Origin of the sequence: Streptomyces alboflavus, assembly GCF_000716675.1 — a bacterium.
GTDB classification, from domain to species: Bacteria; Actinomycetota; Actinomycetes; order Streptomycetales; family Streptomycetaceae; genus Streptomyces; species Streptomyces alboflavus.
This window is the reverse complement of record NZ_JNXT01000040.1, coordinates 24,862-51,104: the sequence shown is the minus strand read 5'-3', so window position 1 is coordinate 51,104 and position 26,243 is coordinate 24,862. Positions and strand designations below refer to the sequence as shown.

Below are 26,243 nucleotides of genomic sequence, written 5' to 3'. Positions count from 1 at the left end.
GCGGTCAGTGCGACACCTGGATGTCGGGCCACGTCATCGCGACCGCTCCCCACACCGCTCCCCCACCGAAGGCGGTCAGCAGGGTGCGGGCGCCGGGGCTCACCGACTTGTCGCGCACCGCCTCGTCCATGACGAGTGGAATGGAGGCGGAGGAGGTGTTGCCGACGCGGTGGAGGTTTCCCAGGCAGTGAGCGGGCGGGATGCCGACCAGGTCGGCGACCTTGTCGAGGATGCGCTGGTTGGCCTGGTGCCCGATGAACGCCTCGACATCGGACACCTGCCAGCCGACCGTCTCCAGGAGCATCCGGGAGACCTCCGTCATACGGCGCACCGCGTGCGTGAACATCTGTGGGCCCTGCATGCGTAGACATCGCTCGCCGCGGGCCGCGGTCTGATTCTCCTCCGGCCAGCGCGCCCCGCCGGCGGCGATGATCGCCAGGTCCTTCTGTGTGCCGTCGCTCCCCAGGCGCGTGGCCAGGACCGCGCCCGCCTCCTCGACGGTGCCGCGCCGCAGCACGACGGCGCCCGCCCCGTCCGCGAAGACGACGGCCGTGCCGCGGTCGGACTTGTCCGTGATCGTGGACAACGTCTCCGCGCCGATCACCAGGACACTGTCCGCCATTCCGGCTCTGATCCAGGCATCACCGGCCGCGACGGCGTAGGTGAACCCCGCACACGCAGCCGCGACATCGAAGGCGGGCACTGTGCCCAATCCCAACTGCGCCGCGACCCATGGCGCCGTGCCCGGAGAGTGGTGGTCCGGGGTGGTCGTGGACAAAAGCACCAGGTCCACGCCCTTGATCCCCGCGCTGCGCAGCGCCTGGTGACCCGCCTGCACGGCGAGATCGCCCGTGCTCTCCCCGGGTTCGACCCATCGCCGCGCCTTGATTCCGGTACGCGACCGGATCCACTCGTCCGTGGTGTCGAGCCGGGCGAGGGGATCATCGGTGTTGCCCACGACGCGCCGTGGCAGATGCGCGCCGGTTCCCGCAACGACTGCGGCCGGGTGAGACGACATCGAACTCCAACCAACGGCTTGGCATAAACGGCACATTCAGCGCCGTCGCCACCGTAGAGCGCCGAAACTTCTCGAACCGTCAACACTTGTGGCCATCCACCCGATCGGGCGAGCTCATCCCACGGATGGGCGCGAACCGCGTGCCCGCCAACGGCACAGCCGACGCCGAAGTGTCGTGCACTATCTAGTGCAACAGGTGTGGCGCAACCACTCGCGGGTGTGGCGCGTTGAATGCTTGGATGGCAGACCTTCCTGATGTGCCCAAGCGCTAATCAGAGATTATTGAACTCTCTCGCCTCCACTTCCTTTGAATGTGAGATCTCGACTCGCCATTCTGTTTTTGGCCGCCGAGTCTGAGCATTGAATCTCTCCATGGCCCAAACCTGAATCAGCGCAATCACAGAGACCGCGGATGTGACGACTGCCCAAAGTCTTTGCGATTCATGGCCTGACATGAAGGTGGCGAGGATGGCGCTCAGAGCGACGATAGTCGGGATCAATCCCAGCTGCCAAAGAGTCCGATTGTTGGGGCGCCTCAGTTTGATTCTCTGGCGGATTGATTTGCGTGGATCCGGTTCGTCGAGGATGCGCCGGAAAGAAGGGGAAAGGTTGACGACGTAGCTGCCGCCCTGGTTGTGGATGTGGACGGCGAGAGGCAGATCTTGTCTGACGGTTTCGTCGGTGAGGTGCTCGGCGTCCTCAATGATTTTGTCGATGCGGGCAGCCTCAGCGGGGTCCTCGTGCATCCGCTGGAGGGCCTGCATGAATGCCGTGACGCGCTCCTCTTCAGGGGAATTATTCTCCTGGGTGTGAATGTTCTCCTCGTCCGTGTTCACTTCCCCTCCTCCCCGTTCCCTTTGCAGTCCAGATCGACTTGCTTACGCAGCCTGTTGATGGCGGTATGGGTGTAGCTTTTGATTGATCCTTCCGAAATCCCGAGCTTCTCGGCGGACTCTTTCACCGTGAGTTGTTCGAAGAATCGGAGCTGAATGACTTCTTGCTCTCGTGGTGACAGGTCGGCGATCGCCTGCTTCAGGGTTAGGCGGTTGATGATTTCATTAATTTCATCACGTTCGCATTGTGCGTCGCATTCGCCGTGATAGAGGTGGTTATCCTCCTTCTGTTTTTGATGCCACCATTTCTTGCTCTCGTTCTGCGCAATGACGTAGGCGTAGTTGAGGGGGCGACCGCCTCGGATTTTGGGCCATCTGCGACGGACTGCTGCGAAGGTGTCGTTGACGATCTCTTCGGCGATCGGCTTTGGGACTCCTCTGCGGATGAGCGACCCCAGCATGATCGAGTAGTTTCCGCGGAAGAGGTCGATGACCTCGTTGTCGTAGAGATCTTTGAGGTTCTCGTTCACCTGGGCGGCTCGCTCACTGGAAGGTTGTCCTGGCGTCCGTGCGGCGTGGTGATCGGAGCCGATCCTCCGTCGGCTCGTTGGAGAGCGAGCCGGGCGGGTGCTGAGGTATCCGGTTCATTGACAGGCAGGGGAGAGGAAGGCGTGGGCGGGGCCTCGGTGGTGCTGTCGGGCGAGGTCTGCGGAGCCGTGCGGATCACCCGGGTGCGCCCGCCGTCCTCGGACTCCATGAAGTCGATGCCCGGGGGCAGCAACGGGATGACGTTCGCGGTGGCCGCGTTGCGCTCCCGCTCCAACTCGATGGCCGTGCGGCTCTTCGTCCGCTCGGTCATGTAGGACCAGAAGCCTCCACCGCGGTGGAGGAGACTTCCGGCCAAGGTCCTCCAGAGTCCCATCTGTGGGCCCCTCTCGTCGCCTGCACCCGTCGGAGTAATAAGGGGCCGGCAGACGAATCGGTTGGGGGCGACTTCGTGGACGATCCCGCGGAGCAGGCGAAGCAACATCCATATGCGCCCGGTGACTTCACTCGCGCTGCAGGTTCAGCGCACGGTTCGACCGCGGACACGCCGCGCTTGGGCGACACCGCGAGGCGGCGCCCGCCGGGGAGCAGCGCGTACGTTCGACACGACTGCGCCCCGCCCTGCCCGCGCCCATGCGGACGGGCAGCACGGCCGTCCGCGCGGCGGTGCGGCCTCGCTGATGCGGCGGAGAGTCTGCAGTGCAGCCGACGAGTGCTGCCCAGCGTTGGAGGACCCCGCCCAGCGGCTGGAGTCGGTAGCCGTGTCGGTAGGCCGCCCGGAGACCGATCCACGCGGTGCAGAGACGCATCGCATCTTCGCACCGGCACCCGTCCAGCCGTTCAGAGCCCGCACGGGCGGGAGCGGGAGCGCTGGTGGGAGCGATGCAGTTCGCGAGTGAGCACGCCGCGGTCGGAGGGGGCGTTGTATCGGGGTTACGGAGCCTAGAGGCGGTCCAGGTCGCCCGGTCCGACACCTTTCCGTGCCGCATCAGGTACCTAGTAGGTACCATCAGGGTATGCCGTCTTTGAACATCAGTTACAGCGACGAGGAGATGGAGGAACTGCGGGCCGCCGCGGCCGCCGCAGGGGTCTCCCTCAAGCAGTACGTCCATGATCTGTCGCTGCGTGAGCGCCAGCGGGCGCAGTTCGTGCGGTACGCCGTTTCCTGGGGGGAGCAGCATCGGGGCGAGTTCGACGAGGCCTTCCCCGACGAGGTGCCCCCGGCCGGTCGTCAGCGGGGAGCCGAAGCCGCCTGATGGTGCTGCACATCGACGTTGCCTGGCTGCTCGACGTCCAGGAACAGGCAGTTCCCGAGGATGTGACAGTGGCGGACTACTCCGCTCTGGTGGCTGCGGTGGCTCGCCACAAGACCCGCATCCCCCGTCCCGGCGTTACTCCGCCCGATGCCGCCTGGCGGGCGGCTGCGCTCTTGCACACGGTGGTGCGGCTTGAGCCGCTGCCGTATCGGAACTCGCTGTATGCCTGCCAGGTCGCCGTCGCCTATATGCATGCCTGCGGGGAGGGCATCGACCCGCCGTACGGGGCGCTGGTCGAGCTGGTGCGTGACATCCAGGGCCGCAAGGCCACCGTCTACCAAGCATCCGACCGCATCCGTACGTGGCGGGTCTGACAGGGCTTCGAACCTCGCCGTACCCGTTCCCGGCCGGGTCCCCGACAAGATCGCGAAGTCGGACTGGAGTCCTAACCCCGAGCGACCTCAGCGGTGTGCGCGGGGGCGTAGCGCTCGCCCCTTACCTGGTCGCTCAGCGGGTCCAGCGCGGCCAGCGCCTCGGCGTCCAGGGTGAGCTCCAGCGCGGCCGCGTTCTGCTCCAGCCGGGCAGGGCTGCGGGTGCCCGGAATGGTAGCCACCGCCACCCCGAGCCGCTCGGCCTGGGCATACACCCATGCCAGCGCCACCTGGGCCGGGGTGGCGCCCAGCCGGTCAGCCACCTCGCGCACGGTCTGCGCGATCTTCTCGTTGGCCTCCCCCGCCTCGCCGGCGAAGCGGGGGTTGGTGCGCCGGAAGTCCTTCTCGCCCAGTGTGGAGCGGTCCAGGGCGCCGGTCAGGAACCCCCGCCCCAGCGGCGAGTACGGCACAAGACCGACCCCCAGCTCGGCCAACACCGGGGTGACTGCCTCGACGTCGCGGGTCCACAGCGAGTACTCGCTCTGCACCGCGGTGATCGGGTGCACCGCGTGCGCCCGGCCCAGCAGTTCGCCGTCGACCTCGGACCGGCCCAGATGGCGGACCTTGCCTGCCTCGACCAGCTCGGCCATCGCCCCGACGGTCTCCTCGATCTCCACGTCCTGGGGCGGGCGGTGGGCGTAGTACAGGTCGATCACCTCGACGCCCAGCCGCAGCAGCGAGGCGTCGCAGGAGCGCAGCACGTAGTCCCGGGCACCGCGGATGTGGCGTGCCTAGCCGCCGGCGCTGCGGTCGATGCCGAACTTGGTGGCCAGCTGCACCTGGTTCCGGCGGCGGTGGACGGCCCGGCCCACCAGCACCTCGTTGTGCCCGGTGCCGTAGGCGTCGGCGGGTCAGGCGCGGCGGGAACGGGTGAGGGGAACGGGTGAGGGGGAAGCGGTCCAACGGCAGCAGGTCGCGGCAGGGCCCGGACACCGCGTATCTCCCGGCCGTCTTCACCAGCGGGTACAGCAGCACCGCGCCCGGCCCGCTCGCAGCAGGGTCGGCGACAAGATCGCGAAGTCAGGCTGGAGTCCTGGGTGTCGTCGTGGTCGAGCTTCGCCTGGGGATGCCCCCGATGGCCTCCAGTCGACGCATGCATGGGGACGGCCGGGCTGTCGTCGGCGGTGACTGCCGAACGCTGGCGACCCAGTGGGCGGTTACGTCCCCCGATGCTGTCGAGGCCAATCGGGCAGCGGTGGGCCGATGGGACGCAAAGAAGCAGGTGGGGCCCGCACAGGTCCCTGCCCCGCCAGCCAGGGGTGCGGAACTTGAGCGGGCGCTGAAACGTATCGCCGACCGGCATCAACGATGCGTAAAGATTGCCGGAACACGGCAATGCGCCAGGCACGCCCACCGCCCCATGATGGTTCCGGCAGAGACGGGGGCCTGGCCCCGATGCCGGGTTGAGGAAGCGAACCCGGCGTCGGGGCCGGAGCTGCAACAGCGAGGGGGGACGTGTGATGGGCGAGTTTCTCGGTGCCGCCACGGGGTTTCCCACCGTCGTCTTCAGCTCTGCTCTGGTCGTCGTCCTTGCCTTCTGGTTGCTCGTCGCGCTCGGTGCGGCCGGCGCCGACAGCTTCGACTCGGACGTGGACTTCGACGCAGCGGGACTCGGCGGAGTGCCGGTCACGGTGACCGTGTCGCTGACCGTCGTGACCGCCTGGTTCATCAGCCTCACCGGATCCGTGTCGATCGGACGGGCCGGGCTGTCCGGACTCACCCACGCGGTGGCCCACATCGCCCTGCTGCTGCTTTCCCTGCTGGTCGCCTGGTGGGTGGCGCGCGGTCTGGTACGCCCCTTGGCGAAGCTCTTCCCTGACGAACCCGGGCCGTCCCGGCACGACTTCATCGGGTCGATCTGCACCATCCGCACGGGGTGGGTGAACGCGGAGTTCGGTCAGGCTGAGGTCGAGGCCAGGGACGGCGCTGTCGCCGTCGTCCAGGTCAGGCAGGATCCGCGGGCCGGCGAGCCCGCGCTGTCCGCCGGCAGCAGTGCGCTGCTGTACGCCTACGACGACACAGGCGAGTTCTTCTGGGCCGCGCCCTACGAGGCGGCGCTCGACCCCGGCCCGCGCGCCGACCACGGCTGACGCAGGCTCTTCTCATCAATCCCCCGGTGCTCCGAAGGCCCCGGGAACTCTGAGGACTTCACATGGATGCCATCACCCTGGGCATCGGCGTGTCCGTCGCCGCTGTCCTGCTCATCGTCATCGTGCTGCTGTTCACGGTCACCCGCTTGTTCCGCAAGGTGGAACAGGGGAAAGCGTTGATCGTCTCCAAGATGCGGAAGGTCGATGTCACCTTCACCGGACAGGTCGTGCTGCCGGTGCTGCACAAGGCCGAGGTCATGGACATCTCGGTGAAGACCATCGACATCACGCGGACCGGCCGTGACGGTCTGATCTGCCGTGACAACATCCGCGCCGACATCCGCATCTCGTTCTTCGTACGCGTCAACAAGACCGTCGAGGACGTGATCCGGGTCGCGCAGGCCATCGGCACGGCGCGGGCCAGCGACCAGAACACGCTGCAGGAGCTGTTCAACGCCAAGTTCTCCGAGGCGCTCAAGACCGTCGGCAAGCAGATGGACTTCGCCGATCTGTACACCAAGCGCGACGAGCTGCGGGACCGCATCATCCAGGTCATCGGCACCGATCTGAACGGCTACAGCCTGGAGGACGCGGCGATCGACCACCTGGAGCAGACGCCGCTGAACCAGCTCGACCCGTCCAACATCCTGGACGCCCAGGGCATCCGGAAGATCACCGAGCTGACGGCCGTCGAGCACGTGCGCACCAACGAGTACACGCGCCACGAAGAGAAGGAGATCACCCGGCAGAACGTCGACGCCCGCGAGGCCATCCTGGAGCTGGAACGCCGTCAGGCCGATGCCGAGATCAAGCAGAAGCGCGAGGTCGACACGGTGCGGGCGCGCGAGGAAGCCGAGACGGCGAGGGTGGTGGAGGAGGAGCGGCTGCGCGCACAGAGCGCCTTCCTCGCCACCGAGGAGAAGCTCGGTGTGCAGCGTGAGAACCAGGCCCGGGAGGTGGCCGTCGCGCAGAAGAACCGCGAGCGGGTCATCGCCATCGAGAACGAGCGCATCGAGAAGGACCGCCTCCTTGAAGTCATCGCCCGCGACCGGGAGACCGAGCTGACGCGCATCGCCGCCGAGAAGGAGGTCGAGGCGGAGAAGCGTGAGATCGCCGAGGTCGTACGGGAGCGCGTCGCCGTCGACCGCACGGTCGCCGAGCAGGAGGAGTCCATCAAGAAGCTGCGCGCCGTGGAGGAGGCGGAGCGCGAGCGCCAGGCCGTCATCATCGCCGCGGAGGCACAGGCACAGGAAGGCCTGGTCAAGAGCATCAAGGCGGCGGAGGCCGCGGAGCAGGCGGCCACGCACCGTGCGGCCGAGGAACTGACCCTCGCCGAAGCCCGGTTGAAGGCATCCGACCTGGACGCACAGGCCAAGCTCCGGCTGGCCGAGGGCGTGCAGGCGGAGTGCGCCGCCGAGGGCCTGGCCGCGGTACAGGTCCGGGAGAAGGAGGCCGACGCCGTCGAGAAGGCGGGCCGTGCCGAGGCCGAGGCCACCGAGGCCCGGATGCGCGCGGAGGCCGAGGGCATCGAGGCCAAGCTCAAGGCCGAGGCCGCGGGCCTGACCGAGAAGGCGGCCGCGATGGCCGCGCTGGACGAGGCCTCCCGCACCCACGAGGAGTACCGGCTCCGCCTGGAGGCCGAGAAGGACGTCCGCCTGGCCGGGATCGAAGTGCAGCGCCAGGTCGCCGAGGCACAGGCGACGGTCCTTGCCACCGGCCTGGAGAACGCCGACATCAGCATCGTCGGCGGTGAGTCGGTCTTCTTCGACCGCCTCGTCTCCTCGATCTCGCTCGGCAAGAGCGTCGACGGATTCGTCCAGAACTCCGAGACCGCACAGGCCCTGGCCGGCCCGTGGCTCGACGGCACCGCGAGCTTCACCGACGACCTCACCCGGCTGCTCGGTTCCGTCTCCACCTCCGACGTGCAGAATCTCACCGTCTCCGCCCTGCTGATGAGGCTCATGAAGGGCGGCGGCGAGCAGGCCGGGCAGCTGCGTGAGCTGCTCGACAAGGCAGGCCAGTTGGGCCTCGCGGACATGCCGCTCGCCGAGCTGAACGGCTCGCTCAAGGGCTGACCAGACCGGCCGGGGCCGCTCTACGGGGGTGAGCGGCCCCGGCCTCACACACGCACACGCACACACACGCACACGCACACGCACACGCACACCGATACGCCACACGGAAGGAAGCCGGGCATGGACGCCGGAACTGGTCTGGACGCGGGAACGTACGAGGTACTGCGCGACCGGCTCGCGGCCCAGTCCCGGATGCTGGCCGAACGCGCCGCCGCCCTCAACGAACGCCGTGTGGCAGCCTTCGGCTCCACCGAGCTCACGCTCACCGGCACCGAGAGCATCCGCACCGAGCACAGCTGTGTGCCCCGCGACATTGTCGCCATCGGTGACGTCCTCCTCTTCGGCTACCACGTCAATCCGGGGCCGAAGCCCCATACCGCGGTCGGCCATGTCTTCGCGCTGCACGACCGTGGCCTGAACCGGCTGCCTGAGGACGCGGTCCCCGGCCTCCTCGACGATCCGGCCTTCGAGCGGGAGTTCGCCGCCCTCTTCCGCTACTACCGTGGCGCCCGCCTGCGCCAACTCCGCCGCGTCGAGGACAAGCTGCTCGCCGTCTTCCAGACCGGGGAGAAGGCAGCGGACATCCGGGTCCTGCGCTGGGCGCTGTCGACCGACGGCCGGGCGGAGTTCCTGGACGCGCGCGGCGAGCGCGACCACATCTTCCCGCCGTCCCATGACTTCACGTGGACCGAGGCGACCCGTGAGGATCACGTCCTGGGCCGCCACCCGCACATCTCCATCGGCGGCGAGGTCTTCGTCGAGACGGTCGGCGGCACGCTCACGGTCAAGACCGAGGACGACACGGAGACCGGAGCGGGGGTGTACGAAGAGCCGGTCGACGAACCGCTTCAGTCCCTCGCGGACGCGGATGTCGCCCACGCGCGCGTGGGCGCCCTGATCCTGCTGCGCGTCCGTCCCTACAAGGAGGACGCCTGGCGTCACCTCGTCTTCAACACCCTCACCAAGACCGTCGTACGCCTCGACGGCATCGGACAGGCCTGCCGGCGCCTCCCCGAGGACCAGGGCATCATCTTCCCCGGCGGCTACTGCCTGGCCATGGGAGCGTCCAAGGTCTTCGACGGCATCGACACCGCCGACCTCGCATTCGAGCGCGCGGTGCGCTCACCCAACGGCGAGGACGTCCTTTTCGCCTTCCACGCGCGCGCGGCGGGGCGCAACCTCCTCCTTTCGTACAACATGATCCGCAAGGAGATCGCGACCCCGCTGTCCTGCCACGGGTACGCGCTGTTCGACGACGGCACCCTGACCGTGCTACGCGCCGACGCGGACGAACCCTCCCGTGTGCACCCCTTGCAGAGCTGGCAGTCTCCGTACGTCTCCGACACCCACGCGGCGGCCGAGCCCGTCGGCGAGGGGCCCCTCGCCCGCGTCGGCAACGCCGACCTCGTGCGTGGCATCTCCGACTGCCTCTCCATCGCCCGCGCCGTCACCGGCACCACGCCCACCTCCGGGATGTACGAGACGCTGGCCGCGTCCTGCGTCCGGGCCGCCGACTCCTCTCACTGGCTCGGCGAGAGCGAGCTGGGAGACCTGCGCACGCCTCTCGAAGCGATCCGCGCCACCGCCGAACAGGTTCTCACCGAGTTCGAGACCGTCCAGGCCCTCACCCGGCAGGCCACCGACGCGCTCGCCGAATCCGCCGTGCACATCGCCGCCCTCGTTCGCCGCATCCGCGGCGAGGCACCGCGCACCGCCCCCGAATGGGTCGAGCGGATCACCGAGCTCCGGCAGGCGCAGGGCCGTCTGCTGACCTTGAAGGACATGCGGTACGCCGATGAGGACCGCATCGACTCGCTGGCCGACGACCTGGCCGGCGACATCACTGCGGCCGGGCACCGTGCCGTCGCTTTCCTGGGGCGCGCGGACGCCTTCGCCGCCCACCACACCGACATCGAGCAGCTCACCGTCGACGCCTCCGAGATCGCCGCGGCCGCCGAGGCCACGCCGATCTCCGACCGCCTCCAGGAACTCACCGAACAGCTCCAGACCGTCACGGAGGTCGTCGCCGGCCTCGACATCGACCACGCGACCGTCCGCACCGGCATCCTGGAGCGCGTCGGCGAGGTCCTCGCGGGCGTCAACCGCGCACGCGCCACCCTCGACGCCCGCCGCCGCGAACTGGCCACGCGTGAGGGGCGCGCCGAATTCGCCGCCGAGTTCTCCCTGCTCGGTCAAGCCGTCACCGGGGCGCTCGCCACCGCCACCACCCCCGAGAGCTGCGACGACCAACTGGCCCGCCTCCTTCTCCAACTGGAGAACCTGGAAGGGCGGTTCGCCGAAGCCGACGACTTCCTCACCGAGCTGGACGCCAAACGCACCGAGGTCTACGAGGCGTTCGCCTCCCGCAAGCAGACCCTCATCGACTCCACGGCCCGGCACACGGAACGCCTCGCGACATCGGCCGGACGCGTCCTGGACACCATCACCCGCCGGCTGGCCACGCTCACCTCCGCCGACGAGGTCCACACGTACTTCGGCTCCGATCCGATGGTGGGCAAGGTCCGCCGTACGGTCGACGAGCTGCGCGGTCTCGGCGACCAGGTCCGGGCCGACGAGCTGGAGGGGCGTCTCGCCGCCGCCCGGCAGGAGGCCGCACGCTCCCTGCGCGACCGCACCGAGCTGTACGACGGCGACACCATCCGCCTGGGCCGTCACCGTTTCGCCGTCAACACCCAGCCGCTCGACCTCACGCTGGTCCCGACCGCCGACGGCACCGGCATGGCTCTCGCCCTGACCGGCACGGACTACCGCTCCCCCGTCACCGACCCGTCCTTCACCGACCTGCGCCCCTACTGGGGCCAGCTGCTGCCCTCCGAGACGCCCGAGATCTACCGGGCCGAACATCTCGCGGCCCGCCTCCTCGACGAACACGGCCCCACAGCCCTGGCCGCCTGCGAGGACCTGCCCGCCCTCGTGCGCGCGGCGGCGGAGGCGGCGTACGACGAAGGCCATGAACGCGGTGTCCACGACCACGACGCGACGCTGATCCTGACCGCGCTCCTGCGCCTGCACGACGGTGCGGGCCTGCTGCGCCACACCCCCGAAGCGCGCGCGGCCGCCCAGATGTTCTGGGCCCATGACACCCCGCCGGAAGACCGCGAGGTGTGGACCCGGCGTGCGGTGTCCCTGGCCCGCGCCCGCGACACCTTCGGCCTCGCGCCCGCCATCGACGACTTCCGCGCCGAACTCGCCACCCACGTGGGTGCGCCGGCTGCCGCGTACCTCTTCGACGAACTCACCACCGCACCCGTCGGCTTCATCACCTCGACGGCGACCCGCACCTTCCTCGACAAGTTCCGCCGCGCCATGGACAGTTCCGCGTACGAGGCCGACCTGGCCACCATCACCGACGTGTCCAAGCGACGACAACTGGCCGAGGCCTGGCTGTCCGCGTACACGACCGCCGCGGGCGAGAGTGTCGACCTGGCCGAGGCCGTCGCCGTCGAACTCTGCCCGGACCTGGACCGCTACGACTGCGCCGCTCCGCTCACCGAGACCGTGGAGGGACTTCTCGGTACGCACCCGCGCGTCACCGCCCGCCGTCTCACCGTCCGCATCGACGAACTCCTGGCCCGCGCCCATGACTTCCGCACCCGGACAGCGCCCGGCTTCCGTGCGTACCAGGCCCGGCGCACCGAGCTCGTCGCCGCCGAGCGCGCCCGGCTCCGCCTGGACGAATACCGGCCCAGGGTCATGTCGGCCTTCGTGCGCAACCGCCTCATCGATGAGGTGTACCTGCCCCTCATCGGCGACAGCCTCAGCAAGCAACTCGGCTCCGCAGGGGGCCTGTTGCTGCTCGTCTCGCCGCCCGGATACGGCAAGACGACGCTCATGGAGTACGTCGCCGACCGGCTCGGCATGGTCCTGGTCAAGGTCAACGGACCGGCCCTCGGCCACGCCGTCACCTCCCTCGACCCGGCCGAGGCCCCCAACGCCACCGCCCGCCAGGAGGTCGACAAGGTCAACTTCGCGCTCGAAGCGGGCAACAACGTCCTCCTCTATCTGGACGACATCCAGCACACCTCGCCCGAACTCCTGCAGAAGTTCATCTCCCTGTGCGACGCCCAGCGCCGCATGGAAGGGGTCTGGGACGGCGCCTCACGCACGTACGACCTGCGGGGCAAGCGCTTCGCGGTCTGCATGGCGGGCAACCCCTACACCGAGTCCGGCACCCGCTTCCGCATCCCCGACATGCTCGCCAACCGCGCCGACGTGTGGAACCTCGGTGACGTCCTGACCGGCAAGGAGGACGCCTTCGCCGTCAGCTTCGTCGAGAACGCCCTCACCGCCCACCCGGTCCTCGCCCCCCTCGCCGGGCGCGACCGCACCGACCTCGACCTGCTGATCCGCCTCGCGGAGAACGACCCCACCGCGCGCACCGACCTGCTCACACATCCGTATGCCCCCGCCGAGGTGGAGCGCATCGTGGCCGTGCTCCGACACCTGCTGACCGCGCGCACGACCGTCCTCGCGGTGAACGCCGCGTACATCGCATCGGCCGGACAGGACGACGCCAACCGCACCGAGCCACCCTTCCATCTCCAGGGCTCCTACCGGGACATGAACAAGATCGCCGCCCGCATCGACCCGGCCATGAACGACGCCGAGCTCGCCGCGGTGATCGACGACCACTACACCGGCGAGGCGCAGACGCTCACCACCGGCGCCGAGTCCAATCTCCTCAAGCTCGCCGAACTGCGCGGCACCCTCACACCGGCCCAGGCCGACCGCTGGGCAGAGATCAAGGCGACCCACGTCCGGACCAGCACCCTCGGCGGCCCTGACGAGGACCCCCTGATCCGCGCCGTCGCCGCCCTCGGCCTGCTCGCCGACCGTGTCGCAGCCGTGGAGTCCGCCATCACCAGGGCCGCCGACCCGCGGAACGCCCTCGCCAACCCCGCCGCCCGACACGCCCAGCGCCCGTGATCAAGTTCTCGGCCGACCGCCCTCCCGGATTGCCGGACTCCGGCAACGACACCCGCACCCGCTGGTACGCGCGCCCCGGGGCTGCGCTAGAAAGGCGTGAAGGAACCATCAAGAAGAACCCGGGGGCGAGCGTGGCAGCACAGGACGACGACATACCGGAGGAGTACCTGGCCGGGTACGCCCCCATCCTCGCGGACGCCGCCGCGACCGGGCGGCGCCTCACCCGCGACGAGCTCGACTCCCGACGGGCCCTCGGGGAGCGGGCCGCCGAAGCGGGTCACGGCCTGCGCACCCTGATCACGGCGCACCTGACCGCGACCCGCGTGAACTGGCCCGGCGACGCGACGTCAGCCGACAGCGTCCTCGCCGTCGCCACCCAGGCCCTCGACGCCTTCGCGGAGGGCCATGAACGAGCCCTGCGTCTGGCTGTGCGCCAGGAGGAGGCCACGCGGCGTGAGTTCATCGACGACCTGCTCTACGGACGCAGCGACCTGGGCCTGCTCGCCGAGCGTGCGGAACGCTTCGGACTGCGCCTCTCCTACGAGCACGCCGTCGCGGTGGCCCAGGGGGAGACCGGCTATGAAGACGGCGACGCCGTGCCCCGCGACGTCGAGCGGGCCTTGATCGGCCGCTTCGGAGACCGCAGCATCCTGCTCACCACCAAGGACGGCTGCCTCATCTGCATCGCCCCCGGCGACCAGAGCGACGTCCTCGCCTACTTCGCGAAGCAGGCTTATGCCGCCACTGACGGCGGCCGCGTCGCGCTGGGGCGCCCCCAGCCCGGCCCGGGCGGCGTCGTCCAGTCGTACGAGGAAGCTCTCAACGCCCTGGACCTGGCAGCACGCCTGGAACTCGACGCCCCCGTCCTGCACGCCGCCGACCTCCTCGTCTACCCCGTCCTCACCCGCGACCGCCAAGCCATGGCCGACCTCGTGCTCAACACACTCGGACCGCTGCAGAACGCCCGCGGCGGCGCACAGCCACTCGTCGACACCCTCACCGCCTACTTCGACTCGGGCTGCGTCGCGGCGGAGGCGGCCCGCCGACTCTCGCTGAGCGTGCGCGCCTTCACCTACCGCCTGTCGCGCATCCGCAGCCTCACCGGCGCCGATCCGGCCGACCCGATGCAGCGTTACACGCTGCAGACCGCGGTGATCGGCGCACGGCTCCTCGACTGGCCGGTCCAGCAGTTCTGACGGCAGGAGGCCCGGGCACTCTCGCGTCCGCCGTCGCGGCTTCGGCACCTGACGCGGGCGACCGATGCGTGAGCGCCCGGCCCTTGGCGCGTTGACACACCAGCCGGAAGCGGGCGGTGTGGTCCTGCACGGCCACCTCGCCCATGCCGTGCGGCCCGGCGAGCCCGCGGGGGCGGCGCAGGTTGCGGGCGGCGTGCCGTTTCACAGGCGACCACCTGGGAAACGCAGGCCCGTTACCACTGGGCGATGAGCGGCGTGTCCGACTCGTGCTGCCGCCAGGCTTCGGTGAGGCGGGCGATGCGGGTGGGGGCGGCGATGCCGCGCACGGTTGCGATCTTGCCGTTGGCGATGTCGAACGTCACCGCTCCGACGACCTGGCCGCCGACCACGAAGAGAGTGGCGGGGGCGCCGTTGACGAGCGCGTAGTGCACCCTCATCGTGGCGTCGGCGAAACGCCGCTTCGCAGTGGTGGGTTTGAAGCCCGCCTGTGCGATCGCGGCGATGCGCTGCGGAGTGTCGTACCGCAGAAGCTTCTCGGTCAGGCCCGCACCGTCGGAGATCGCGGTCGCGTCGTCGGTGAGCAGCGCCACCAGCCGTTCGGTGCGGCCCGAGGAGGCAGCGGCGAGGAATTCCTCGACGATCCTGCGGGCGGATGCCGGGTCGGCTTCGCCGCCGCTGCGGCGTGCGGCGGTGATGCGGTGCCGGGCCCGGTGGAGGTGCTGCTGGCTTGCGGGCTTGGTGATGTCGAGGATCTCGGCGATCTCGGCGTGACTGTAGGAGAACGCTTCGCGCAGGACGTAGACGGCCCGCTCGACGGGTGACAGGCGTTCGACGAGAGTCAGCACGGCCAGGGAGACCGATTCGCGCTGCTCGAACGTGTCGGCGGGGCCGAGCATCGGGTCGCCGTCGAGGAGCGGCTCGGGCAGCCAGGAGCCGACGGCGCGTTCACGGCGGGCCTGTGCCGAGCGGAGCCGGTCCAGGCACAGGTTGGTGACGACCTTGGTCAGCCATGCCTCCGGCACCTTGATCAGCTGCCGGTCGGCGGCCTGCCATTGCAGGAACGCGTCCTGAACGGAGTCTTCGGCGTCGGCGGCCGAGCCGAGCAGACGGTAGGCCAGCGAGGCCAGCCGGTTCCGGCTGGCCTCGAACCGACTGAGGTCGAAGCGATCAGTGGCGGTGCCGTCCACGCGAACCCCCTGGCGGCTACGCCGCCGCCTTCTCGACGGAGCCGTCCGGCGCGGTGGCCAGGCGGTGCTTGCGCTTGGGCAGGCCCAAGGTCGGGTGAGCGGTGGCCCACAGCGACCCCTTGATGATGCCCACCTTGATCCGCGCGGCCTTCCAGCCGCCCACATACCTCGGCTTCGCCCGCCCTTCGTCGTCGACCATCTGCAGCATCCCGTCCCGCCGCCCGAGGCTGATGTGGTTGAACAGGTAGACCAGCTTGGTGTGGGGAACCTTGCCACCGGTCAAGCGTCCCACGATCGCTTCGATCGCCTGTCGGCCGGTGTACCCGGCCGAGCCGCAGGACATCGGCATCGGCCGGCCGTTGTCGCCGATGGCATGGACGGCGTCGCCGATGGCGTAGACGTTCGGGTGCGAGACCGACCTCATGGTGCGGTCGACGACGATCTGACCGTTCTCGGCGACCTCGAGACCGCTGGCGGCGGCGATGGGGCTGACCTCGAACCCGGCCGTCCACACGGTCGCGTCGGATGCCAGGGCCCTGCCGTCGTCGCACAGCACACGTGTCGCTTCGACGGCTTCGACGCTGGTGTGCTCCAGGGCGGTGACGCGCAGCCGGTCACAGGCTCGGCGCAGGTGACCGCGGGCTCCGGTGGAGAGCCGGGCGCCCAGCTCACCGGGGGCGATCAGCGTCACCGACAGGCCAGGCCGAGCCTCGGCGAGCTCGGTGGCGGTCTCGATGCCGGTCAGCCCGTCGCCGACGACCAGCACACTCCCGCCTGTGCCCGCCCTGTCCAGGCTGTCCAGGCGTTCGCGCAGGCGCAGCGCCGAGGGTCGCCCTGCGACGTCGAAGGCGTGCTCGGCCACTCCGGGGACGCCATGGTCGGCGACATGGCTGCCGAGTGCGTAGAAAAGCGTGTCGTAACGGAGTTCGCCGCCGCCGTCGGCGTCCGCCACGGTGACGATCCGGCGCTCGGGATCGACGGCGGTGACACGGGCCAGGCGCAGCCGGATCCCGGTGCCCGCGAAGACGTCGGCGAGCTTCCGGGGCTCGACCTGGTGGCCGGCCGCCAACTGGTGCATCCGCATCCGCTCGACGAAATCCGGCACAGCGTTGACCACGGTGATCTCGGTGCCCGCCGGGGACAGCCGACGGCTCAGGATCCCGGCCGCGTAGGCCCCGGCATAGCCGGCGCCGAGGACGACGATGCGGTGCTTCATGTGTTGCTCCTGCCTGTTCGCTTCCTCTCGGTGACTTGAGCGGAACAGCGCACTGATTGCTGACAGGAACTCCAGGTGACGTGCGTCACATTGCCTGAGTCTGCAGCTTCCCGTTGACCGGCGCCCCGCGACGAACTCCGGCGATTCTCTGCCATCCGCGTGACTGCTTGACTACTCTCGGGGCACGCCAGGTCCCGCCGTCGCCGCCAGCGTTGGCGCGCGAGCCGGCGTTGGAGTGCTGGGCCGACGCGCCGCACGTCGAGGGGGAGGCACATTCGCATGGCTGCTCACGGAGACACTCAGGACGAGAAGGACAACACCACGTACAGAGTGACGGTGCAGAACGTCACCGGCCACACCACATTGGGGCGCGGCAACACCGTCACCGGCAGCATCGGCGCTCCGGCGCGAGCGGAGAGCCAGGTGACGCAAGCCCAACTGGACGCATTGCGCCGCGAGTTCGACCGGGTGCGTGAGCTCGTCGAACAGCTCGACGACGCCGGGGAGCGGGAGAAGGGCGCCGCGGTGGACCGTCTGGAGGAGCTGCAGGCAGCGGTCACCGACGGCGAGCCCGACGTACGGACCATGGGGAGGGTGCGCACCTGGTTCGCCGAGAAGCTCCCGGCCGCGCTCGGCGCCGTCACGGACCTGCTGATGCTCCCCACGGTCGCCCTGCTGGCACAGGCCGCGGGCGACGAGGTCGCCGCCGGCTTCGACGCGCTCCTCCAGAGCTTCGGAGCGGCCTCACCAGGTGAGAGCTGATGCCCGGCCCGGTCACGTCGGTGGAGATCAGCGACGTCCGGGGACACGTCACCATCGGTGACAACAACGTGGTCGTCTCAGGTGACCGGTCGTACGTCCAGGTCGTCCAGGCGGGGCAGCGCCCCGTACCGGTCGCCCGCGAGGACAGGACACTGCTGCCCCGACGGCCACGCGCGGCCGTCGGCCGGGAGCGAGAACTCGGTGACCTGGTACGCGGGCTCACCGAGCACGGCCTCTGCCAGGTGCACGGCCCGTCCGGCATCGGCAAGAGCACGCTGCTGCGCCTCGCGGCCCACCTGCTGGCCGGCACGGACCGCCCTGTGGTGTTCGTGGACGCGGCGGGACGCGAAGCGGGCGACGTGCTCCAGGACGTCTTCGAAGCCTGCTACGACGCCCCCGGATACCGCCCCTCCCCCGTCGAACTGCGTCGTCTCATGGCCGCAGTCGAGCTGGACGTCGTCCTGGACGACCTGGAAGGGGAGGCAGCGGAGCTGGACACGGTGCTCGACGTACTCCCGTCCTCGGCACTGCTGTGCGCGAGCGGCCGACGCACCCTGCTCGGCAAGGGGCGGGCCTTGGCGCTGGGCGGCCTCGGCCACGAAGAAGCCCTGATGCTGCTGTCCCAGGGGCTCGGGCGCCCCTTGGCCACGAGTGAGGAACCGGTGGCCGAGGAGTTGTGGCGAGCCACGTCGGGCGCCCCGCTGCCGATGCTGCGGGCGGCGGCCACGGACCGGTTGAGACCCGCCGCCCAACTCGACGGCCTGCTGCCCCGACTTCTGACAGCCCTGGCAGGAGCCGAGCGGGACGTCGTCGAGATCCTCGCCCTCGCCCGCGGCGGGGGTGTCAGTACACGGCTGCTCACCACGCTGGTGAGCGATGCCGGCGACCTCACCACGACGTGCGACCGGCTCGCGGCCCAAGGCCTGCTCGTGCCCACGGAGCGCGGCCACCGCCTGGCACCGGAGATCAGCGGGCGGCAGCTCGCGGGCCTTCGGCCCGGCCCTGCGGAACTGGCGGTACTCGCCACACGTTTGACGCACTGGGTGACCGCGACGGGCACGGAGCCCGTGGCGGTGGCCGAAGAGACCGAACTGCTCACGGCCGTCATGGACGCGGCCACCGAGGCCGGGCACCCGGAGGAAGCGGCACGGCTCGCCCGGGCGGCCTCCCCTGTGGTCGCCTGCTCCCTGCGCACCGGCGCCTGGGGCCGGGTCCTGGAGCACGGCATCGACGCCGCGGTGCGCGCGGGCCTGCGGGACATCGTGGCCTACCTGACGCATGAGGACGGCGTACGCAAACTCGTCACCGGCAAGCGGCTCCTCGCGGCGGCCGCCTTCGCCGCGGCCGCGGCCTACTGGCGCGAGCTGGGCGACAGCGGCCATGCGGCCGCCGCCGACGATGCCGCACGATCGTGCGGTGGGGACCAGGCCGGTGGAGCGGATCCGGGCCCAGGGGCCGACACGGCCGCCCCGCGTGACGGCGGGGCGCAGCCCGACGCCGCGGGCTCCGGCCCGGAGACCTCGGTCTCGCCCGATCCGGGCGCTGCCGGTGATCCGGGCTCGCTGGGCGACATCGGGCACGAGACGGTGTCCCAGGCGATCTCCTCGGCGCCTCCCGTCGACCCGGGCTCGGCGGCGATCGCCCTGAAGGGCGGCGTGGCCGCCAAGACCGGCCTGAGCGTGACGGCCAAGGTGGTCATCGGCGGCGGCCTGGCTGCGTCCGTGACGGCGGGTGGCGTGGTGCTCAGCCAGCAGGCCGGGGCGGACTCCGTCGCGGTCCGGGTCACCGTGGCGACCCGCGTCCTGGAAGCGACCATGCCCGGGGAGCCCGAGGGAACGTGCTCGGTGGGCAAGGGCGCGACGGACTGCACCACAGTGGTGTCGTCCAAGAAGGGCGAGTCCGGGCCTGTTTCCGTGGACCCCGCACAGCCCCTCCCCGCGGGGGTCAGCCTCGTCTACTGGGGCTGCGACGAGGGCGCGCAGGCCGACTCCTGCTCGGTCACCGCCGACCACGACCGCCGTGTGTGCGTCACCACGACGAGCCCCAAGGACGAAGCCGCCCGCAGACGGTGCGCCTCCCTCACCGACTCCCCCGCTCCCGGCGTCGCCTTCCGACCACTGGCCTGGACGACGCGGACACAGGTCAAGGTCCTCACCGAGCCGAACGGCCGGCCCCAGGTCCTGGCGACCACGGAGGGGCAGGCCAAGCCGGGCCAGGTCGTCTGGTCCGAGGACGCCTCCCGGGTGGCCTGGACGGAGGTGAACACCGCCTCCAACGGCGACGGCCTTTCCGACGACACGAAGGTCACGTTGCGTGACCTGAAGTCCAGGACCGAGCGCACCTGGACGTGCTTCGCCTGCACGATCGCCTTCGTGGACGGAGAGCTCGTCTCCGGCGGAAACGACGTCCGCCGACACCCTGCCGACGGCGGAGAGGCCAAGGACCACGACGTGCCCGAGATTCCGGTCGGGCCGGCCCACGACGGGCCGCCCAACACAAGACTCCTGAGCGCCTGGAACGGCTCTCGGCTGCAGACCTACGCCGTGTCCCAGGTGGGAGCGACGACCGAAGGCCGGTCCGTCCTGTCCGAGCTGATGTCGCCGACCAAGGCCCGGCGGGTCAAGGACCTTCCCCCGCTGGGATACACGGGCGGCGTCTGGGCCGTGAGCCCCGACGGCGACAGAGCCGTCTTCGATCCGCCCACGGGCCAGCCGCCGTACGGCTCGTGCGGCGAGGGGTCGTACCCGATGGCGGGTCTCGACCTCACCTCCGGCGCCACGGTCGCGCTGAAGGGGCCCGGCGTCGGATGGCGCGTCCACGAGACGTGGTTCGACCCCGACGGTACGGCCCACGTGACCTACCGGAAGGAGAAGGGCGCCGACGCGGCGACGTGCTCCATCGACGTCGGCGGCACGTCCGCCCACTTCACCCTCGCGCCCGGGGCCGACTCCTGGAAGCGCTCGGCGGGGCAGCCCGAAAGGGTCCTCGCCGCCTCTGGCGGAGCACGGATCGCCCTCGCCACCAGAGCCAACGGCCTCGTCCTCGTGCGCGCGGAAGGAGATGACCGAAAAGCCCTCGACTCCGGTGTCTACGCGGTCTTCCCGTCGGCGGCTCACGACAGGAGTTCCCCCTGAGCCACGGGGGGGGGAAGGACAGTCGGCCGAAGCACGCGGTGTGACGGCTGCCGCCGTCACCACCAGCAGCGGGGCGATGACGACGAGCAGGACCACGGCGCCGGACACGACGCCGCCCACGGCGGTGGCATCCATGCTGGCGTCCTCGGGGGCCTGGGGCATGGGTGTGCCGGTCCTTGGCGCGAGGGGAACAACGGGCGGCGGGTGGTGCGTGCGGCGTTCGTATGCGACTACCCGGCCGACGTCGACCTGTGCCGACCGACCGGCGGGCACTGTCCCCGCTGTTCTGAACGCACGTGAACCCCTCGGCCGGTTCGAGCTGGACACGAACAATCGCCTTCACCTGGACCTGACACCCGACCATCCCGGCCGCGGCCATGCCCGCCCAGTCCGCGCCGCCCGCAGGACGACGCGGTACCGGCCGGGAGGTGACGCCCGGTTCTAGGCTCGGGCGCCCGGAGCGTTCTGCTCCAGGCGGGTACCCAGGGCGGCGGCGAAGTCCTCGGCGCGGGCCAGCTGGACCCGGAGCTTTTCCACCTGCTCGGCTGCGGCCTGCTGGTAGGTCCGTACGCGTTCCAGGAGGGCTTCGCGTTCACCGGCGTCGAGGCTGGTGCCGGCGTCGAGGCGGTCGGTGGCGTCCAGCAGGTCGCGCATCTGGTCCAGGGTGAAACCGAGGGGCTTCATGCGGCGGATGACCATGAGGCGGGCGACGTCGGCTTCGGTGTAGAGACGGAAGCCGCCCTGCGAACGGGCGGACGGGACGACCAGGCCCGTCTCCTCGTAGTGCCGGATGGTGCGCAGGGACAGCTCCGTGCGCGCGGCGACCTCGCCGATCTGCATGTGCTTGCCGTCCACGCCCGCGATCCTCTGGCCTTCTCGTCGTCGGCGTTCTCGCCCCGGGTGGGCACCGCCGATCTCTACCCTAACGTTAGGGTAGAGTTCCTGGTGGTGAGGGTGGCGTGCCGCTGCCCCGCCGTTCCCGTGTCGGGGCCGATGGTGCCCCCGGCGAAGATCTGACTCTTGCAGGAGAGAAGCGTGCGCGAGCCCATGACGCCCGGCGCCGCCGCCTGCCCGCCGTGAGGCTTCGCCCCCGGAAGTGAGGTAAGGCCGCGCCCTCGCGCAGGCCCCGACCCGTCCGTCTTCGACGTCCGGCTCCGCACTTCACGGGGCCGTCCGCGGGGTGCCGGCCCGGCCCCTGCGCGTCCTTCCCGCACGCCTCGGCCTGCCGTAGGGGTGTGCCCGAGCACGACAGGTTCTCTCTCCCTGTGTCTTCCGCTGCCACTGCTGTGTCCCCGGCCGCGCGCCTGCGCGGCTTGAAGCCCGACTGGATCTCCGACCCGAAGGTCTGGCGCACCGAGGTCCTCGCGGGCCTGGTCGTCGCGCTCGCGCTGATTCCCGAGGCGATCTCGTTCTCGATCATCGCGGGCGTCGACCCGGCGATCGGCTTGTTCGCCTCGTTCACGATGGCCGTTGTCATCTCGATCGTCGGCGGACGCCGGGCGATGATCTCCGCCGCCACGGGCGCTGTCGCCTTGGTCATCGCTCCGCTCAACCGTGAGCACGGCTTCGGCTACCTGGTCGCCGCGGTCATCCTGGCCGGCGTCTTCCAGGTGGTCCTGGGGGCCCTCGGGGTGGCGAAGCTGATGCGTTTCATCCCCCGCTCGGTGATGGTCGGCTTCGTCAACTCCCTCGCCATCCTCATCTTCATGGCGCAGGTCCCCGAGATGACCGACGTGCCGTGGGCCGTCTACCCGCTGATCGCTGCCGGCCTGGTCCTGATGGTCTTCTTCCCGAAGATCACCACCGTGATTCCGGCGCCGCTCGTCTCGATCGTCATCCTCACCGCCATCACCGTCGCCGCGGCCATCGCCGTGCCGACCGTCGGCGACAAGGGCGCGCTGCCGTCCTCCCTCCCCGTTCCGGGCCTGCCGGACGTGCCCTTCACGCTGGACACGCTGACGACGATCGCCCCGTACGCGTTCGCCATGGCGCTGGTAGGTCTGATGGAGTCGCTGATGACCGCGAAGCTGGTCGACGGCATCACCGACACCCACTCGAACAAGACCCGCGAGTCCATCGGGCAGGGCATCGCCAACATCGTCACCGGCTTCTTCGGCGGCATGGGCGGCTGCGCCATGATCGGCCAGACGATGATCAACGTGAAGGTCTCCGGCGCCCGCACCCGCGTCTCGACGTTCCTCGCCGGCGCGTTCCTGATGGTGCTGTGCATCGTCTTCGGCCCCGTCGTCTCTGACATCCCCATGGCTGCCTTGGTCGCCGTGATGGTCATGGTGTCGTTCGCGACGTTCGACTGGCACTCCATCGCCCCCAAGACGCTTCGGCGGCTGCCCGCCGGGGAGATCGCCGTCATGGTGATCACCGTCGCTTGCGTGGTCGCCACCCACAACCTCGCCATCGGTGTCGTCGTGGGCTCGATCACCGCCATGGTCGTCTTCGCCAAGCGGGTCGCCCACCTCGCCGAGGTGACCGCCGTCGTCGACCCCGACGGCAAGACGGTGGTCTACCGGGTCACCGGCGAGCTGTTCTTCGCCTCCTCCAACGACCTCGTCAGCCAGTTCGACTACGCCACCGACCCCGACAAGGTCGTCATCGACCTGTCCGCCGCACACATCTGGGACGCCTCGTCGGTGGCGGCCCTGGACGCGATCGAGACGAAGTACGCCCGGCGCGGCAAGACCGTGGAGATCACCGGGCTGAACGACCCCAGCGCCGATCTCCACGGCAAGCTCACCGGCGAACTCACCGGCAGCCACTGACACGGCACGCAGACAGTGAGGGGACCCCGGCCAGGTTCCCGACGCCGTCCGGGCAGGCCAGCGGGGTGTCCGGCAGCCTCGTGTTCTCGCACACGTCCAGCGACGGCGCCCTTCCGGTGCCCTGCGGCCGGTGAGGAACAGCGGGCCGCGGGTACGGCGGACCTGATGCCCCGCAGCCTCACCGGCGAAGCACCATCTCGTGGCGTCACACGATGCAGTGCTCAAGTGAAGTCGGGGGCGTGATCGTGCGCCCACTGGCGGAAGGTGCGAGCCTGCGTTCCTGTTATCTGGTCGAGTGTGAGGTAGGCATCGTCGTCCGGGGCCCTCGTGTCATGGGGTTCGTCTGTGATGCCTGCGACGCCGTCGTAGCTTGCGAAGCCGAACAGGAAGTCTGCGTTCGCGGCCGCGAAGCCTCCTTGGTCTCGGTAGAAGTTGCGGGCTTGTTCGGCGGAGACCTCATCGAGCGTGATCTGTTCTCCGATCGCGTCTGCGATCACTGCGACCTGTTCGCGTTTGGTGAGGCTGTCCGGTCCGATGATCGTGTCGATCCGTCCGCGGCGGTGTGGGTCGAGCAGGTCGGCCAGGACGACGTCGGCAACGTCGGCCTCATGGATGGGGTGCCCGATCTGATCGGGAAAGGGCTCCACAGCTCGGCGCTTCGCCTTGATCGCTGGCCCCCATATGAGGAGTGAGTTTGTCGCGAACTCACCGGGCCGCACGATGCACCAGTCCAGTCCCGAGTCCATGACGGCCTGCTCGACGACGGCGTTGTACGTGGTGTCGTAGCCGGCCGTCACGGCGGCGGAGGAGACCACGACCACGTGCTCGACTCCCGCCTGCTCTGCGCGAGAGACGACCGCCTCGACGGTCTCGGGGACCGCGATCAGGACGAGTTGCGCGGCACCGTCGAACGCGTGCGTCAGTGTGGACGGGTCGTCCAGGTCGCCGAAGACCACGTCCACGCCATCCGGGAGTGAGGCACGTTGCGGGTGTCGCGACATTCCGCGCACCGTGTGACCGGCGTCAAGCAGTCCTGCGACGACCAGGCGGCCGATCGCTCCTGTGGCCCCGGTGACGGTAATGGGAGAGGCCTTCTTTAAATGAGACATAGATTCTCACAGTAAGACGTCGAAGTATCATGACGCAATGGCCCTCTCCCCTCAGCGCGCACGGACCCGTCAGGCGATCCTCGACGCCGCAGCAGCGCAGTGGTCTCGCGATCCCACCGTCGGCCTGGGAGACATCGCCGCCGCTGCCGGCGTGGGGCGAGCAACCGTTCACCGGTACTTCTCCGACCGTCAGGTCCTGCACGCAGCACTCATCACCGACTCGTGGACGACGCTTCGAGCCGCGATCGAGCAGGCCGGCCCCGCCACAGACTCGGCGCTCCAGGTGATCCAACGGATCGTCACCGCGATGGTGCACGCCGGTGATCGGATGAGCTTCTTGTTCACCAGCACCGAAGGCACGCCTTCTGAGGCTGACGCCGGTATCGCACGAGAGGTCGACGAGCTGATCCTCGCCGAGATCGAACGAGGCCAGCGTGAAGGGGCACTCGACTCGGCGGTTCCCGCGAGGTGGATAGAGCTGACGATCTGGAGCACCGTCTACACGGGCCTGCGGGCCGCCGCCGACGGACTCGTACCACGGCACAGCGTGGACGAACTCGTACGGCGAACTCTTCACCGAGCGGTGAGCGAGCAGCCCAAGTAGCGGTCCGGGCCAGGGAGTTCAACCCCAACATAGTGGAGAGGACGCTGACGTTCAGCTCCATGTCCATGGTGATCTCAGCGAGAGCGTCCCGGTCTCTGAGGAGCCTGGGGGTGCCCAGGGCGTGCCCTGTCGGTCTGCCTGGCTGGGTAAAACCAAGTGCGGCCGGTCGCCGGGGCGGTGTGAGATGCGGGCATGACGATCGCTCTGAACGAGCCCGGTGTCGACGGGCTGACGGGGGCCGTGGATGCCCTGCGCGCATGGCAGGACGACCGCACTCCGCTGCAGCTCCATCCGGGCGACCTCGGCTGGGCCTGGGCGCTGGGCGCGGAGCGGCTGGCCGCGGCCGTGCGCACCTGGAGTGTGGACGGACGGATCATCGCTGTCGGGTACCTGGACGGCCCCAACGTGCTGCGCCTGACGACCGCGCCGGACCTGCGACAGGACGGCGCTCTGGCGCGCCGGCTGCTGGCGGACCTCAGTGATCCGGAGAGCGGGGTCCTGCCGCCCGGGAAGGTCGGTCTCGAGATCCCGGACGGCGCCCTGCTCCGCGAGGTCCTGTTGGAGGCGGGCTGGAAACTGGACGAGCCGTGGACGCCGCTGCGCCGCGACCTCTCCGGGCCGGTGCAGGACTCCGGCCTGCGGATCGAGGTAGCCGGTCCGCAGACGGCGGGGGTGCGGACCGCGGTGCACCGCTCGGCGTTCAGCAGCCCGATGTTCACCGAGGAGATCTGGCACGTCCTCGCGGCCGGGCCGGTCTACGCCGACGCGCGCTGCCTGATCGGCTACGACGACCAGGACACCGCGGTGGCCGCGGCGACGGTCTGGTCGGCCGGGCCCGGCAAGCCCGGCCTGCTGGAGCCGGTCGGCGTACACGCCGACCATCGCGGTCACGGCTACGGGACGGCGATCAGCGTCGCCGCTGCGGCGGCGCTGCGTGAACTGGGTGCGTCAAGCGCTCTCGTCAGCACCCCGAGCTCGAACGCTGCCGCCGTCGCCGCCTACAGGGCTGCTGGGTACGAGCCGTCGCCCGAACGGCTGGACGTCAGCCGGGCCGCCTGAGAA

20 protein-coding genes are annotated in these 26,243 nt (G+C 69.9%); 12 read left to right on the top strand and 8 right to left on the bottom strand.

Annotated features, from left to right (window positions below):
* Positions 1-4: 4 nt before the first annotated feature.
* The 3 genes from OO63_RS27195 to OO63_RS27185 form a co-directional block, all read right to left on the bottom strand.
* Positions 5-958 (bottom strand): beta-ketoacyl-ACP synthase III, encoded by a 954-nt coding sequence (locus OO63_RS27195; protein WP_234311020.1) that lies wholly within the window; start codon positions 956-958, stop codon positions 5-7.
* A 332-nt stretch (positions 959-1,290) separates the two neighbouring features.
* Complete coding sequence (locus tag OO63_RS27190; protein WP_030356668.1) at positions 1,291-1,854, bottom strand: hypothetical protein; 564 nt, start codon at positions 1,852-1,854, stop codon at positions 1,291-1,293.
* On the bottom strand, positions 1,851-2,381 hold the full coding sequence (locus tag OO63_RS27185) for an RNA polymerase sigma factor (protein ID WP_030356667.1): 531 nt from the start codon (positions 2,379-2,381) through the stop codon (positions 1,851-1,853). Before OO63_RS27185 ends, OO63_RS27190 begins: the two co-directional genes overlap by 4 nt.
* A 141-nt stretch (positions 2,382-2,522) precedes the next feature.
* Here OO63_RS27185 and OO63_RS27180 point away from each other — a divergent pair, with 141 nt between their 5' ends.
* From OO63_RS27180 to OO63_RS27170, 3 genes are all read left to right on the top strand, one after another.
* Positions 2,523-2,714, top strand: a complete 192-nt coding sequence (locus OO63_RS27180) for a hypothetical protein (RefSeq protein WP_030356666.1) — start codon at positions 2,523-2,525, stop codon at positions 2,712-2,714.
* A 699-nt stretch (positions 2,715-3,413) separates the two neighbouring features.
* The gene (locus tag OO63_RS27175; protein ID WP_030356665.1) at positions 3,414-3,653 is read left to right on the top strand and encodes a hypothetical protein; all 240 of its coding nucleotides are present in this window, start codon (positions 3,414-3,416) and stop codon (positions 3,651-3,653) included.
* Positions 3,653-4,027 (top strand): hypothetical protein, encoded by a 375-nt coding sequence (locus tag OO63_RS27170; RefSeq protein ID WP_030356664.1) that lies wholly within the window; start codon positions 3,653-3,655, stop codon positions 4,025-4,027. Before OO63_RS27175 ends, OO63_RS27170 begins: the two co-directional genes overlap by 1 nt.
* Positions 4,028-4,098: 71 nt before the next feature.
* Here OO63_RS27170 and OO63_RS41675 read toward each other — a convergent pair whose 3' ends face one another.
* A complete protein-coding gene (locus OO63_RS41675; protein ID WP_267885469.1) occupies positions 4,099-4,806 on the bottom strand; it encodes an aldo/keto reductase in 708 nt (235 codons plus the stop codon).
* A 738-nt stretch (positions 4,807-5,544) separates the two neighbouring features.
* Between OO63_RS41675 and OO63_RS27160 the strand changes: the two genes are divergently transcribed.
* The 4 genes from OO63_RS27160 to OO63_RS27145 all read left to right on the top strand — a co-directional run bounded on the left by OO63_RS27160 (position 5,545) and on the right by OO63_RS27145 (position 14,392).
* Entirely contained in the window at positions 5,545-6,174 is a 630-nt protein-coding gene (locus OO63_RS27160; protein ID WP_030356663.1) for a hypothetical protein, read from the top strand.
* A gap of 62 nt (positions 6,175-6,236) precedes the next feature.
* Positions 6,237-8,249, top strand: coding sequence for an SPFH domain-containing protein (locus tag OO63_RS27155; protein ID WP_030356662.1), 2,013 nt, complete (start codon positions 6,237-6,239; stop codon positions 8,247-8,249).
* Positions 8,250-8,369: 120 nt separating this feature from the next.
* Positions 8,370-13,196 carry a DNA repair ATPase gene (locus tag OO63_RS27150; protein ID WP_030356661.1) on the top strand — a complete coding sequence of 1,609 codons (4,827 nt, stop codon included), beginning with the start codon at positions 8,370-8,372 and terminating at the stop codon, positions 13,194-13,196.
* Between the two features lie 131 nt (positions 13,197-13,327).
* Positions 13,328-14,392 (top strand): PucR family transcriptional regulator, encoded by a 1,065-nt coding sequence (locus OO63_RS27145; protein WP_030356660.1) that lies wholly within the window; start codon positions 13,328-13,330, stop codon positions 14,390-14,392.
* A gap of 233 nt (positions 14,393-14,625) precedes the next feature.
* On the opposite strand, the gene OO63_RS27140 is transcribed toward OO63_RS27145, so the two are convergent.
* Positions 14,626-15,579, bottom strand: coding sequence for a sigma-70 family RNA polymerase sigma factor (locus tag OO63_RS27140; protein WP_030356659.1), 954 nt, complete (start codon positions 15,577-15,579; stop codon positions 14,626-14,628).
* A gap of 16 nt (positions 15,580-15,595) precedes the next feature.
* The gene (locus OO63_RS27135) at positions 15,596-16,795 is read right to left on the bottom strand and encodes an NAD(P)/FAD-dependent oxidoreductase (RefSeq protein WP_030356658.1); all 1,200 of its coding nucleotides are present in this window, start codon (positions 16,793-16,795) and stop codon (positions 15,596-15,598) included.
* Between the two features lie 279 nt (positions 16,796-17,074).
* Here OO63_RS27135 and OO63_RS27130 point away from each other — a divergent pair, with 279 nt between their 5' ends.
* Together OO63_RS27130 and OO63_RS27125 are read left to right on the top strand one after the other, a co-directional pair.
* On the top strand, positions 17,075-17,557 hold the full coding sequence (locus OO63_RS27130; protein ID WP_051910198.1) for a hypothetical protein: 483 nt from the start codon (positions 17,075-17,077) through the stop codon (positions 17,555-17,557).
* Positions 17,557-20,691 (top strand): hypothetical protein, encoded by a 3,135-nt coding sequence (locus OO63_RS27125; RefSeq protein ID WP_030356656.1) that lies wholly within the window; start codon positions 17,557-17,559, stop codon positions 20,689-20,691. The genes OO63_RS27130 and OO63_RS27125 overlap by 1 nt, the downstream gene beginning before the upstream one ends.
* 441 nt (positions 20,692-21,132) lie before the next feature.
* On the opposite strand, the gene OO63_RS27120 is transcribed toward OO63_RS27125, so the two are convergent.
* The gene (locus OO63_RS27120; RefSeq protein ID WP_030356655.1) at positions 21,133-21,546 is read right to left on the bottom strand and encodes a MerR family transcriptional regulator; all 414 of its coding nucleotides are present in this window, start codon (positions 21,544-21,546) and stop codon (positions 21,133-21,135) included.
* Between the two features lie 431 nt (positions 21,547-21,977).
* Between OO63_RS27120 and OO63_RS27115 the strand changes: the two genes are divergently transcribed.
* Positions 21,978-23,468, top strand: coding sequence for a SulP family inorganic anion transporter (locus OO63_RS27115; RefSeq protein ID WP_030356654.1), 1,491 nt, complete (start codon positions 21,978-21,980; stop codon positions 23,466-23,468).
* A gap of 221 nt (positions 23,469-23,689) precedes the next feature.
* On the opposite strand, the gene OO63_RS27110 is transcribed toward OO63_RS27115, so the two are convergent.
* Entirely contained in the window at positions 23,690-24,577 is an 888-nt protein-coding gene (locus tag OO63_RS27110) for an SDR family oxidoreductase (RefSeq protein WP_030356653.1), read from the bottom strand.
* A gap of 37 nt (positions 24,578-24,614) precedes the next feature.
* Between OO63_RS27110 and OO63_RS27105 the strand changes: the two genes are divergently transcribed.
* Positions 24,615-25,181, top strand: coding sequence for a TetR/AcrR family transcriptional regulator (locus OO63_RS27105; RefSeq protein WP_030356652.1), 567 nt, complete (start codon positions 24,615-24,617; stop codon positions 25,179-25,181).
* Positions 25,182-25,373: 192 nt separating this feature from the next.
* Positions 25,374-26,240, top strand: coding sequence for a GNAT family N-acetyltransferase (locus tag OO63_RS27100; protein WP_030356651.1), 867 nt, complete (start codon positions 25,374-25,376; stop codon positions 26,238-26,240).
* Positions 26,241-26,243: the final 3 nt, after the last annotated feature.

What these genes read in the sequence shown, in the direction of transcription:
- OO63_RS27175 (WP_030356665.1), top strand. Translation starts at nt 3,414, where the DNA reads ATGCCGTCTTTGAACATCAGTTACAGCGACGAGGAGATGGAGGAACTG.
- OO63_RS27170 (WP_030356664.1), top strand. Translation starts at nt 3,653, where the DNA reads ATGGTGCTGCACATCGACGTTGCCTGGCTGCTCGACGTCCAGGAACAG.
- OO63_RS27160 (WP_030356663.1), top strand. Translation starts at nt 5,545, where the DNA reads ATGGGCGAGTTTCTCGGTGCCGCCACGGGGTTTCCCACCGTCGTCTTC.
- OO63_RS27155 (WP_030356662.1), top strand. Translation starts at nt 6,237, where the DNA reads ATGGATGCCATCACCCTGGGCATCGGCGTGTCCGTCGCCGCTGTCCTG.
- OO63_RS27150 (WP_030356661.1), top strand. Translation starts at nt 8,370, where the DNA reads ATGGACGCCGGAACTGGTCTGGACGCGGGAACGTACGAGGTACTGCGC.
- OO63_RS27135 (WP_030356658.1), bottom strand. Translation starts at nt 16,795, where the DNA reads ATGAAGCACCGCATCGTCGTCCTCGGCGCCGGCTATGCCGGGGCCTAC.
- OO63_RS27130 (WP_051910198.1), top strand. Translation starts at nt 17,075, where the DNA reads ATGGCTGCTCACGGAGACACTCAGGACGAGAAGGACAACACCACGTAC.
- OO63_RS27125 (WP_030356656.1), top strand. Translation starts at nt 17,557, where the DNA reads ATGCCCGGCCCGGTCACGTCGGTGGAGATCAGCGACGTCCGGGGACAC.
- OO63_RS27110 (WP_030356653.1), bottom strand. Translation starts at nt 24,577, where the DNA reads ATGTCTCATTTAAAGAAGGCCTCTCCCATTACCGTCACCGGGGCCACA.
- OO63_RS27105 (WP_030356652.1), top strand. Translation starts at nt 24,615, where the DNA reads ATGGCCCTCTCCCCTCAGCGCGCACGGACCCGTCAGGCGATCCTCGAC.
- OO63_RS27100 (WP_030356651.1), top strand. Translation starts at nt 25,374, where the DNA reads ATGACGATCGCTCTGAACGAGCCCGGTGTCGACGGGCTGACGGGGGCC.